General features: G+C 41.1%; 6 protein-coding genes. All 6 read left to right on the top strand.

Annotated elements, in window-relative coordinates; all coding sequences use genetic code 11:
- The first annotated feature begins 29 nt into the window (after positions 1 to 29).
- The 6 genes from gltB to mutY all read left to right on the top strand — a co-directional run bounded on the left by gltB (position 30) and on the right by mutY (position 11,680).
- On the top strand, positions 30 to 4,604 hold the full coding sequence (gltB, locus tag DP73_RS06395) for a glutamate synthase large subunit (protein WP_034598334.1): 4,575 nt from the start codon (positions 30 to 32) through the stop codon (positions 4,602 to 4,604).
- An 18-nt stretch (positions 4,605 to 4,622) separates the two neighbouring features.
- The gene (locus DP73_RS06390; RefSeq protein WP_034598333.1) at positions 4,623 to 6,107 is read left to right on the top strand and encodes a glutamate synthase subunit beta; all 1,485 of its coding nucleotides are present in this window, start codon (positions 4,623 to 4,625) and stop codon (positions 6,105 to 6,107) included.
- A gap of 423 nt (positions 6,108 to 6,530) precedes the next feature.
- The gene (locus DP73_RS06385; protein ID WP_034598331.1) at positions 6,531 to 7,463 is read left to right on the top strand and encodes a magnesium transporter CorA family protein; all 933 of its coding nucleotides are present in this window, start codon (positions 6,531 to 6,533) and stop codon (positions 7,461 to 7,463) included.
- Between the two features lie 27 nt (positions 7,464 to 7,490).
- Positions 7,491 to 9,869 (top strand): ATP-dependent DNA helicase, encoded by a 2,379-nt coding sequence (locus tag DP73_RS06380; protein ID WP_034598330.1) that lies wholly within the window; start codon positions 7,491 to 7,493, stop codon positions 9,867 to 9,869.
- Positions 9,870 to 9,977: 108 nt separating this feature from the next.
- The gene (locus DP73_RS06375; RefSeq protein ID WP_034598329.1) at positions 9,978 to 10,403 is read left to right on the top strand and encodes an EamA family transporter; all 426 of its coding nucleotides are present in this window, start codon (positions 9,978 to 9,980) and stop codon (positions 10,401 to 10,403) included.
- A 35-nt stretch (positions 10,404 to 10,438) separates the two neighbouring features.
- A complete protein-coding gene (mutY, locus tag DP73_RS06370) occupies positions 10,439 to 11,680 on the top strand; it encodes an A/G-specific adenine glycosylase (RefSeq protein WP_052090429.1) in 1,242 nt (413 codons plus the stop codon).
- Positions 11,681 to 12,002 lie beyond the last annotated feature (322 nt).

Raw genomic sequence — 12,002 nt, 5'->3', positions numbered from 1 at the left:
TTTAAAATTCGCAACGAAGGGTGAGTAATATGCAAAGTTATGGTTTGCCAATGAAACAAGGGCTTTACGATCCAGCATTAGAGCATGATGCATGTGGAATGGGATTCGTTGTGAATATCAAGGGCGAAAAGTCTCATGGCATTATAGATGAGGCCTTAACTGTATTGGAAAACTTAAGCCACAGAGGGGCAAGCGGGGCGGATGAAAACACAGGTGATGGCGCCGGAATACTGATTCAAATACCTCACGATTTCTTCCAAAGGGAATGTGAAGTTTTAGGTTTTAAAATGCCGAAAAAAGGCAGCTACGGCGTAGGGATGATTTTTGCCCATAAGTATGATGATTTTAGAAAAACCCAGATAGAGACCTTTGAAAGAATCGTTCAGGAAGAAGGCCAGAAGATTCTCGGCTGGAGAGAAGTTCCCATCGATAAATCAACCATCGGCGAAGGCGCAAAAGCGGTAATGCCCAGATTTATTCAGGTTTTTATCGAAAAAGATCCTAGCATTACTGATGAGATGGACTTCGAAAGAAAGCTATATATTATCAGAAAAAGGGCCGAGCAAGTGATTGTTCCCATGTGTGAAGATAAGGGGGGAACATTCTATGTTGCCAGCCTTTCCTGCAAAACAATTGTCTATAAGGGCATGCTCACAGCTGAGCAATTGAGAAACTTTTATCTCGATCTTTCTGATCTTGATTTCGTATCAGCTTTAGCAATGGTTCACTCAAGGTTCAGCACCAACACCTTCCCAAGCTGGGAGCGGGCTCATCCTAATAGATACATTGTTCATAATGGTGAGATTAATACCATTCGAGGCAATGTAAACTGGATGAAGGCCAGACAAAAGTGTATCGCTTCCCCGCTATTTGAGGATCTCTCAAAAGTCTATCCTATTGTGGACGAGTCGGGCAGTGACTCCGCTATGTTCGACAACAGTTTGGAATTTCTTCACCTAACCGGCAGGTCGCTGCCGCACTCCGTAATGATGATGATCCCTGAACCCTGGGAAAAGAATGAGCAAATGTCTAAAGAAAAGAAGGACTTTTATCAATTCCATGACTTTCTAATGGAGCCCTGGGATGGTCCGGCTGCCATGGGATTTACCGACGGTGTGGTCATCGGTGGGGTATTAGACAGAAATGGACTCAGACCTTCTCGGTATTACGTTACAAAAGATGATAAAGTTGTCTTGGCCTCAGAGGTCGGGGTAATTGATATAAAACCTGAAAATGTAAAATATAAGGGCAGGTTGGAACCTGGCAAAATGCTGCTTATTGATACTCAAGCGCAAAGAATCATCTCAGATGAAGAGTTAAAGCAAAGTGTATCAATAATGCATCCTTATGAAGAATGGAACAACCGCCATATCGTCAAACTCAGCGATCTGCCTGTTGAGAAGGTAAAGGAAGAGAAGGTAAGTGAAGACCTAATTCAGCAACAGAAGGCTTTTGGTTATACCTTTGAAGATATTACTATGACTATTCAGCCTATGGCAACCCAAGGGGTTGATCCTATAGGCGCGATGGGTATGGATTCACCATTAGCGGTATTATCAGAGAAACCCCAGATGTTGTATCTGTACTTTAAACAGCTCTTTGCTCAAGTTACTAATCCTCCTATTGACGGAATAAGAGAAGAAATAGTTACATCAAGCAGCGTGTTGCTGGGTGATACGGGAAACCTTCTTGATCCTGATCAAAGAAACTCAGCTAGTCTGTCCCTTGATTACCCTATACTGACTAATGAACAACTTGAAACCATTAAGCAGCTAAACAATGGCAGGCTCAAAGCTGCCACCCTTTCCATACTTTATAAGGCCTCGGAAGGGGTAAGCTCTATGGAAAAGGCTTTAGATAGAGTTTTCGCAGAAGCCGACAAGGCTATCAGTGAAGGGGCAAATATTATTATCCTCTCAGATCGGGGCGTCAATGAGGAGTTTGCAGCAATTCCTGCGCTTTTAGCATCCTCAGGACTTCATCACCATCTAATTAGACGAGAAATTCGAACAAATTTAGGAATAGTCTTAGAATCTGGTGAGCCGAGAGAAGTCCACCATTTCTGTACCTTAATTGGTTATGGGGTCACTGCAATCAACCCGTATTTGGCCTATGAAACAATTCAAGACCTTGCTGAAAAAGACGTATTAAACGGGCTTAGTTATGAAGAGGCTAAAAAGAATTATATCAAAGCTGCGGTAAAAGGGGTTCTTAAGGTACTCACAAAAATGGGGATTTCCACGATGAGAAGTTATCATGGTGCCCAAATTTTTGAGGCCGTAGGGCTTAAAAAGGAGCTTATTGACAAATACTTCACTTTTACCCCCTCCAGACTAGAGGGTATAGGACTTGAAGAAATTGCCCAGGAAAATCAAATGCGGCACGAAAGCGCTTTCGATGAGAATTCACTCTACACTGATTCGCTTGAAGTAGGCGGACACTTCCAATGTAAGGATGATGGGGAAATCCATCTCTATAATCCTGAAACTATCTATATGCTGCAAAGAGCATGTAGGGAAGGAAACTACCACCTCTATAGAGAGTATTCTAAAAAGGTTAATGATGACGAACTCTACACCTTAAGAAATATTCTGGATTTTAAGGTTAATGCCGATGACATCATTCCCATTGAGGAAGTAGAGTCGGTTGATTCGATTGTCAAACGATTTAAGACCGGAGCTATGTCCTATGGATCTATCAGCAAAGAGGCCCATGAGTGTCTGGCTATTGCCATGAACAGGCTTGGTGGTAAAAGTAACTCCGGTGAAGGTGGAGAAGACAGCGAACGCTTTAAAGTAATGGCCAACGGAGATACAAAAAACAGTGCTATTAAGCAAGTTGCTTCCGGGCGGTTTGGGGTTACCAGCAACTACTTGGTAAATGCTCAGGAGATTCAAATTAAGATGGCTCAGGGTGCCAAGCCAGGTGAGGGTGGCCAGCTTCCGGGACGAAAGATTTACCCAAGCATAGCTAAGGTAAGGCATTCAACCCCAGGTGTAGATCTTATTTCACCTCCACCCCATCATGATATTTATTCCATTGAAGATTTGGCAGAGCTAATATATGACCTAAAAAACGCCAACAGGGATGCACGAATTAACGTTAAATTGGTTTCCGAAGTTGGAGTTGGAACCATCGCTGCAGGAGTAGCAAAAGGAAAAGCTGACGTCATTCTTATCAGTGGATATGACGGAGGAACCGGGGCCTCACCTAGAACAAGTATCAAGAACTCAGGACTTCCATGGGAACTGGGACTTGCCGAGACTCATCAGACCTTGGTTCTAAACAAGTTGAGAGATAGAGTAGTTGTCGAAACTGATGGCAAATTGCTTTCAGGCCGAGATGTAGTTATTGCGGCTATGCTTGGGGCTGAAGAGTACGGATTTGCAACAACACCGTTAATCGCCCTGGGATGTGTGATGATGAGAGTTTGTAATCTAAACACATGCCCTGTGGGAATAGCTACTCAAGATGAAACTTTGAGGAAAAACTTCACAGGGAAACCAGAACATGTTGAAAACTTTATGAGATTTATTGCTCAGGAAATGCGTGAGCTTATGGCTAAGCTGGGCTTTAGAACCATCAATGAGATGGTTGGACGTTCGGATAAACTAAAAGCAAAAGAGAATGTAAAGCACTGGAAGGCTAAACACTTAGACCTATCCCAGATTCTTTATCAACCATATGCCGGCGCAGATATCAGTCGATTCAATACCCAGCCCCAGAACCATATGCTGGAACAAACAATGGATGTCAAAAAACTTCTGAGAATTTGTAAACCTGCTCTTGAGAATCAAACACCAATTCGGGCCAAACTCAAGATCAATAATGTGGACCGAGTTGTCGGCACAGTCATCGGAAGCGAAATTTCTAAGAGATACGCAGAAGCAGGACTTCCTGAAGATACAATTAAGCTTACCTTTGTGGGGTCAGCGGGACAAAGCTTTGGGGCATTTACCCCGAAAGGATTGTCCCTCGAATTGGAAGGAGATTCTAACGACTATTTAGGAAAAGGTCTTTCAGGGGCAAAAATTTCGGTTTATCCTCCGAAAACTTCTGACTTTGAACCTGAGAAGAATATCTTGATCGGAAATGTTGCTTTTTACGGAGCAACTTCAGGGGAAGCCTATATCAATGGGATAGCGGGAGAAAGATTCTGTGTAAGGAACAGTGGGGTAAAAGCAGTTGTCGAAGGTGTAGGCGACCATGGCTGTGAATATATGACCGGAGGCAAAGTGGTTATTCTGGGCAAAACAGGAAGGAACTTTGCAGCCGGAATGTCTGGTGGAATAGCCTACCTTCTTGATTTTGATGAAGCATATTGCAACAAATCACTGGTTTTACTGGAGAAAATTGGATCTGAAGAAGAAATGAATGAAATTCGGGAAATGATTCAAAAGCATGTCGAGAATACCGGCAGTCCTCTGGGCAAGAAGGTTCTGGAGAGCTGGAAAAGCTATTCACTAAGATTCACTAAGGTCATTCCAAAGGATTACAAACGTATGCTTGAGAACATTGATAAAGCTCATAAGGCCGGCTTAGAAGGTGAAGAGGCCTTACTGGTTGCCTTTAAAGAGAATTTTAAAGATGTTTCCAGGACTTAAGTGTGAGGTGGGACTGAAATGGGAAAAGCGACTGGATTCTTAGAGTACAAGAGAGTTAAACCGAAGAAACGTTCCCCAGAGGAAAGAATCAAAGACTGGAATGAGATAAGACTTTCACGGGATCCTGATGTTATAAAAACTCAGGGTGCACGATGTATGAACTGTGGAGTACCTTTCTGTCACGGTGGTGTGTTGTTAAATGGCATGGCCTCGGGATGTCCTCTGCACAATTTAATTCCGGAGTGGAACGAACTGATCTTTAAGGGTCAGTGGGAAGATGCTTATAAAAGGCTGACTAGAACCAGCCCTTTCCCGGAATTTACGTCCAGAGTTTGCCCTGCACCCTGTGAAGGTGCCTGTACTGAAGGCTATATCATGGAGCCTGTTACTATCAACAGTCTTGAGTATGAGATCATTGAGAAAGCCTTTGCTGAAGGGTGGGTAAAGCCCCGAAAGGGTAAAGCCACAGGAAAGAGAATAGCAATTGTCGGTTCCGGCCCCGCAGGACTATCCACGGCATATTATTTAAATGCCGTGGGGCATAACGTCACTGTCTATGAGAGAAGCGACAGAGTCGGTGGTTTAATGATGTACGGGATCCCCAACATGAAGCTTGAGAAACAAATTATTGAAAGACGGTTTGCGTTACTGAAGGAATCTGGAATTCAATTCGTTCTAAATACAGAAGTGGGTAAAGACCTCAGTGCTCAGGAGTTGGTTGATCAGTATGATGCAGTAGTGTTATGCACAGGGGCAACCAAAGCACGTGGGCTTGACGTTGAAGGGAAAGATCTCCAAGGTGTTCACTTTGCTGTGGATTTTCTAAAGGCTAATACAAAGAGCCTATTGGATTCAAAGCTGCAAGATGGCAATTTCATTAGTGCTAAAGGCAAGAATGTTATTATCATCGGGGGAGGGGACACAGGAACAGACTGCGTAGCCACTTCGATACGGCACGGCTGTGAGAGCGTCTACCAGTTTGAGATCATGCCTGAACCACCCTCCGAGAGAAAAGAAGAGTCTAATCCCTGGCCGGAATGGCCGAAGAAACTCAATGTGGACTACGGTCAAGAAGAAGCCATAAGTTTGTATGGTAAGGATCCAAGAAACTATCTTATTTCTACAAAAAAGATTGTTGGAAATGAAAATGGTGAGGTCAGTGAAGTACACACAGTAGAAATCAATTGGGTCAAGAGTCCCTCGGGAAGAATGGTGCCTCAGGAGGTTCCCGGAACCGAAAAGATTTGGAAAGCGGATCTGGTTCTCTTAGCCATGGGATTTCTAGGCCCGGAGGATACGATTGCTAATGAGCTCAAACTTGACAGAGACCTCCAAAGTAATGTAAAAGCTGAATACGAGGTTTTTAAGACCAACGTCGATAAGGTATTCACCGCTGGGGATATGAGGAGAGGTCAGAGTCTCATTGTCTGGGCTCTGCAAGAAGGGAAACTTTCTGCTCGAGAAGTTGATAAATACCTCATGGGTAAGAGTATTATAAAGTAAGTTTGCAGAAATGATAATTGACAGAGGGCCCGCAACAACTGAATTTTTGTTGCGGGCCTTCTGTATGACCTTTTCGATATATGCGATACTTTCATAAGGCTTTGTCACCAAAAAAATATCAAAGAACGATGGATTAATACCTTGAGTAATTTCCAATATCTATTCTTGAAGACAGTATTGATTAACCTCTTATTCACTATTAGAATATTATACCTAAAGAAATTCGACTTCAAAGGTGAGATTTCTGAGGTTTGCGAATCTTCTCTACATACTCGACTAATTATTACTTAGATGTAAAAACTAGTAGTAAAATTGTATAGTAAGCTAGTTTATGTTAACGTATATTGTGGAAATTTAAATGACTGATTGAAAAGATCTATAGGAGCTATTCTGGTTTCAGATTTGGAAGTGGGGGGGCGCAAAATGATAGCCGTATATAATACAATTAACAATACTATTGTCAAAACTGACAAACCAGAGGTTAAAGGTTCCTGGGTAAATATGATAAATCCATCGGAAGAAGAAATTGCTATAATAACAAAAGCATTAAATTTAGAAAATGAGTTTTCTATTAGAGACGCCTTAGATGATGAAGAGCGGCCTAGGATTGAAGCGGAGAATGATCAAATTTTCGTGATTATTAACGTCCCAATTAGACAGGATGCCACCGTGATTTATGATACAATTCCTTTAGGGATTATTTTGACAAAGGATCATTTTGTAACGGTGTGTTTACAAGAAGTTGACGTGCTAAAAGATTTTGAATGCGGAAAAGTTCGCGGCCTGGAAACCTATAAGAAGACCAGATTTCTCTTTCAAATTCTCTATAAAAGTGCCACATTATATTTATCATTTCTTCGGGAGATTGAAAAGAAAACCAACGAGATTGAGCTAACCCTCCACAAATCCATGAAAAATCAAGAATTAATTAGGCTGCTTAATCTTCAAAAAAGTCTATTGTATTTTACGACATCCTTAAAGTCTAATGATAAAGTTATGCAGAAGCTTCTAAGAACAAAAGTCTTGAAAATCTATGAAGAGGATCAGGATTTGTTAGAAGACGTTATTATCGAGAATAAACAGGCAGTTGAGATGGCAGAAACCTATAGTAATATTTCAAGTAGTATGATGGATGCTTTTGCTTCTATTATTTCTAATAACTTAAATATGGTGATGAAGTTTTTGGCGTCAATTACTATAATTTTAGCCCTGCCTACTATGCTGGCAAGTTTTTTTGGGATGAACGTAAATATTCCATTCCAGACATCAGAACATGGTTTTCTAATTATCGTAGGTATGTCTGTTGTTCTCTGCTTTGGTGGTGTTATTTTTCTTGCTAAAAGAAAAATGTTTTAAGGAATAAAGGGAGGATTTTAATCTGCAGTGATAGTTAAGATTTCGGTGCGAAATTTAGTTGAGTTTGTACTAAGGCGTGGGGATCTTCAACCGGGTTCTATTGGTGCTTCCAGGGCCTTGGAGGGAATCAAAGCTCATCAGTTTATCCAGAAAATCGGCGGATCCGACTATGTACCGGAAGTGTCCCTTAGCTACTCGTATCCTAATCCTGAACATCTATCAAGTTATAAAAGTAATCTGTGTGAAAGTCTCACCTTAGAGGTTAATGGTCGTGCTGACGGAATAATAATCAAGGAAACAACTTCATGTATTGATGAAATTAAAACTACGTCCTTGGACTTAGATCTAATTGATGAATCCTATAACGATTTGCACTGGGCTCAGGCCCAGTGTTATGCATTCATGTATGCGAGCCAAGAGGGTTTAGAGGCCATGGAGACACAGCTTACCTACGTTCAGCTGGATACGAATCAAATTAAAAGGTTTTCGCGGAAATTTACTTTCATAGAGCTCGAGGAATTCTTCATTAATCTAGTTGAAGAGTACTTGGTTTGGGCATATCGACTGCAAGAATGGATTGTGAAAAGAGACGAAAGCATTCGAACAATCCAATTTCCTTTCGGAACTTATAGGCCGGGTCAGCGAGAATTAGCTGTAGCTGTTTATCAAACGATTAAACAAACTCAAAAACTATTTGCCCAAGCTCCTACAGGTATTGGAAAGACAATCGGCGCATTATTTCCAGCCTTAAAAGCTGTGGCAGAAGGGCATACCAAGCAGATTTTTTATCTTACCGCAAAAACCATTACTCGTACCGTTGCTGAAAAAGCTTTGCTGGATTTAGATATCCAAGGCCTAAAGATTAAACGCTTGACTTTAACTGCCAAAAGTAAGATTTGCTTTCTGCCGGAAGAGTCGTGTTTGCCTGAAGATTGCCAGTTTGCGCGAGGATATTACGATCGTTTAAGAGTGGCAGTCGATGAAATGTTCAATGAAGATGCTTGGACGAGGCAAACGGTTGAAAATCATGCACGACGACATTCAATCTGTCCCTTTGAATTTTCTTTGGAATTAGCAAATTGGGCAGATGTGGTTATCTGTGATTATAACTATGTCTTTGATCCTCGGGTTTACTTGAAACATTTATTTCTTGAAGGGGGCGAGTACACCTTTCTGATAGATGAAGCCCATAACTTAGTGGACAGAGCAAGGGATATGTTCTCGGCTGAGTTGGGAAAAGAATCTTGGCTGAGCTTAAAAAGAAAGACCAAAGATGATAATAAACGGCTGACCAAAAGTCTGACCAAAGTTAACACGGCCCTGGTTAATGAAAAAAAAGATTGTACTGAGACAACGGGAAATGGAGAGAGTGTACAAAAGGAGCCTCCAAACGGATTGATACAAGCTTTGAGGAATTTTATTAAAGAGGCTGAATACTTTTTGAAGACAAATGATCAACCCTATTCCTGGCAAGAGCATCTCTTAGACCAATATTTCCAAGCTCTTAGCTTTACAAGAACGGCTGATAGTTATGATGAACGTTATATTACTTATAAGTATCTTACTGGAGATGATTTTCAGATAAAATTGTTTTGTCTAGATCCATCAATGCGTCTTATGGAAGCCTTGGGAAGAGGTAGATCTTCGGTTCTCTTTTCTGCCACATTGAGTCCGATGGATTATTTTATGAATATTCTGGGTGGGGAGGAAACCTCCTATAAGCTCAAGTTATCATCTCCTTTTCCAGCAGAGAACCTATGTTTGCTTGTGAATGATCGGATTTCGACCAAGTATAAACAACGTAATTCAACCTACGATCAAGTTGCTGAAGCGATTCAGGCATTGGTACTAACCAGAATGGGTAATTATTTTGCCTTTTTCTCTTCGTATCACTATATGAAGGAAGTTTATTCAAGATTTAGGGAACTTGAACCACAGGTTGAGGTAATTTGTCAGTTTTCTGATATGAAGGAAGAAGAGCGGGAAGCTTTTTTGAAAAAGTTCTCGCAAAATCCCGAGCAGACTTTAGTTGGATTTGTTTTACTTGGAGGGATTTTTGGTGAGGGTATTGATCTTATTGGGGAGAGGCTTTCGGGAGCGATTGTAGTAGGGGTAGGGTTGCCCCAAGTTTGCATGGAGCGAGAGATAATCCGTACGTATTTCGAAGCTTCATGTCAATTAGGTTTTGAATTTGCTTATATGTATCCTGGTATGAACAAAGTATTACAAGCAGTGGGAAGAGTAATTCGAACTGAGAAAGATCGCGGGGTAGTTTTACTCATCGATGAACGTTTCTCAAAGACTGCCTATAAAAGGTTGTTTCCCGAGGAATGGAAAAGTATTACCTGCTGCAGGACCTGTGATAGTATTCTTTCATCTGCTCAAAATTTCTGGTCAGCAAACTAAACACCAAAGATTTCACAATGTTTACCAAGAGATTAATAAAGGTACTAGGCATACACATAGTTCTTATGGTTAAATATATTTGGTTAGAAAGTGAATAGAGGTTTTTTTATGTTTATGTACTTCTTCCCTATCTTCCTAATCGTAACATCAAATGTTATTTATAATATCTGCCAAAAATCTACCCCTCAGAGTGCTAACCCTTTTTCAGCTTTGCTGGTTACCTACCTGACAGCAGCCCTTTTAACCCTGATTGCATTTCCTTTTTACAAGACAGATAAAAGCTTTTTCCAATCTTTTAGCGATTTGAATTGGACAAGCTATGCCCTTGGCGCAGCCATAGTAGGGCTTGAATTAGGTTATTTGCTGGCCTACAGAGTAGGGTGGAATTTGAGTGTCGGATCCTTGGTAGCCAATATTATTCTTGCGATTATGCTTATCCCAATAGGGATTTTGTTTTACAAAGAAGGTTTTGCCGTTAATCAAATCATTGGAGTAGTGTTTTGCCTAGTAGGCTTAATACTGATAAACAAGTAGTGGATTAGTTATAGCAACTATAGGAGACGACAGAAATGAAATCAACTAACCCTAAGTTACCTGAAATAATAAAGAATCAGCATCTATCAACCCGATTGTTGGATTGGTACTCTACTGTAAAAAGGGATTTGCCTTGGCGAAAGACTGGGAATCCCTATGCAATTTGGGTATCAGAGGTTATGCTGCAGCAAACCCAAGTAAAAACGGTTATCCCATATTATGAACGGTTTTTGGATCGCTTTCCCAGCGTTGAACATTTGGGAGAGTCTAATCTTGACGATGTATTAGCAATTTGGAGTGGTCTGGGATACTATTCTCGAGCCCGTCGCTTGTGGGAAGGGGCCAGGTATCTGATTCAAAACCTTGGTGGAATAATCCCCAAAGATTACGAAGCGCTTGTAAAGATTCCAGGGATCGGAGACTATACAGCTGGAGCTGTTGCCAGCATCGCCTTCGGACAAAGAGTTGCAGCTATTGATGGAAATGTTAAGAGGGTAGTGTCCCGTCTTTTAGCTTGGCCGGAACCAATTGAAACCACTCGCAGCCTGCGATACTTTAGAGAAAGCCTGATGACATGGCAATCGGATCAAAACCCGGGGGATTTTAACCAGGCATTAATGGAGTTGGGTGCCATGGTTTGTAAACCAACAAGACCCCACTGCGAGGCTTGTCCTTTAGCACAATTTTGTGAGGGATATTTGCAGGGAGATGTTCAACATTATCCGGTCAAAAAGCCTAAGAGTCAACGCCAAGAGGTCACTCGTCTGACCTTTGTTCTACGTAAAGAAAATCAAATTTATCTACAAAAACGTCCTTCAAAGGGGCTGTTGGCTGATTTATGGGAACTTCCGGGTGTGGAATTGAGTCAAGATGATCTGCAGAACTTTACTAACAGTCTTTCGACAATTTCTATAGATACGTACTTGAGCCTTTTTCGACAGGCAATACCTGAAAGTGAGTATGAAAGGCAAGTGGAGGAAGACTTTAAGCACGGGATAGAGTTTCATGGTCCAGTTTGGTATACCTTCAGCCATCGTCGTTGGGAACTAATCTGGTTAATTATTGATCTTGATAAAAAATATAGAGTAGGCTGCGATTTGGGAGAAACTGAACCAACAAGATCCTCACTTCTAAGAGAAATACAAGGGACATATCAGTTGGAAGCTTTAAAAGTGAGGAAAAGTAATATGGGTAAATGGGTTTCATCAGAGGATTTAAGAATAATTCCACTTCCAGTGGCGTTTCAGTCCATTATCGAAAAGCTAGTGAATTTCTAATAAAGTGATTTAATATTGTATACATGGGGAAAAACAGTTGAATCTAAGGCAGTCTCTATGTTACTTTAAGTGTATAAACTCCCATATTGAATGGTGAAGCAAAGGCGCTTTATAGTATTTTGTACTTGATTCAAGTACAATTTCTTAAAAGCGTCCCTTTTTTTACGGTCAAGAAGTATTATTAGGGTACTTGAATGATACCTGAACGCTTGGCCCCAGCCAAGGTTTTTTGATTCTTTGTACATTGAATTACGAGGTGATGGACTAAAAATCTTTTCCCAAGTATTTTGCATAATGACCTAAGAATACATCTGGGACTTAT

The organism is Desulfosporosinus sp. HMP52 (genome assembly GCF_000765145.1).
Lineage (GTDB): Bacteria > Bacillota > Desulfitobacteriia > Desulfitobacteriales > Desulfitobacteriaceae > Desulfosporosinus.
The sequence above is the reverse complement of the archived record's forward strand: the minus strand, read 5'-3'. Positions and strand labels throughout refer to the sequence as shown.

Excerpts from the sequence above, each read along its gene's own strand:
- mutY (WP_052090429.1), top strand. The coding sequence starts at position 10,439 with ATGAAATCAACTAACCCTAAGTTACCTGAAATAATAAAGAATCAGCAT.
- DP73_RS06375 (WP_034598329.1), top strand. The coding sequence starts at position 9,978 with ATGTTTATGTACTTCTTCCCTATCTTCCTAATCGTAACATCAAATGTT.
- DP73_RS06385 (WP_034598331.1), top strand. The coding sequence starts at position 6,531 with ATGATAGCCGTATATAATACAATTAACAATACTATTGTCAAAACTGAC.
- gltB (WP_034598334.1), top strand. The coding sequence starts at position 30 with ATGCAAAGTTATGGTTTGCCAATGAAACAAGGGCTTTACGATCCAGCA.
- DP73_RS06390 (WP_034598333.1), top strand. The coding sequence starts at position 4,623 with ATGGGAAAAGCGACTGGATTCTTAGAGTACAAGAGAGTTAAACCGAAG.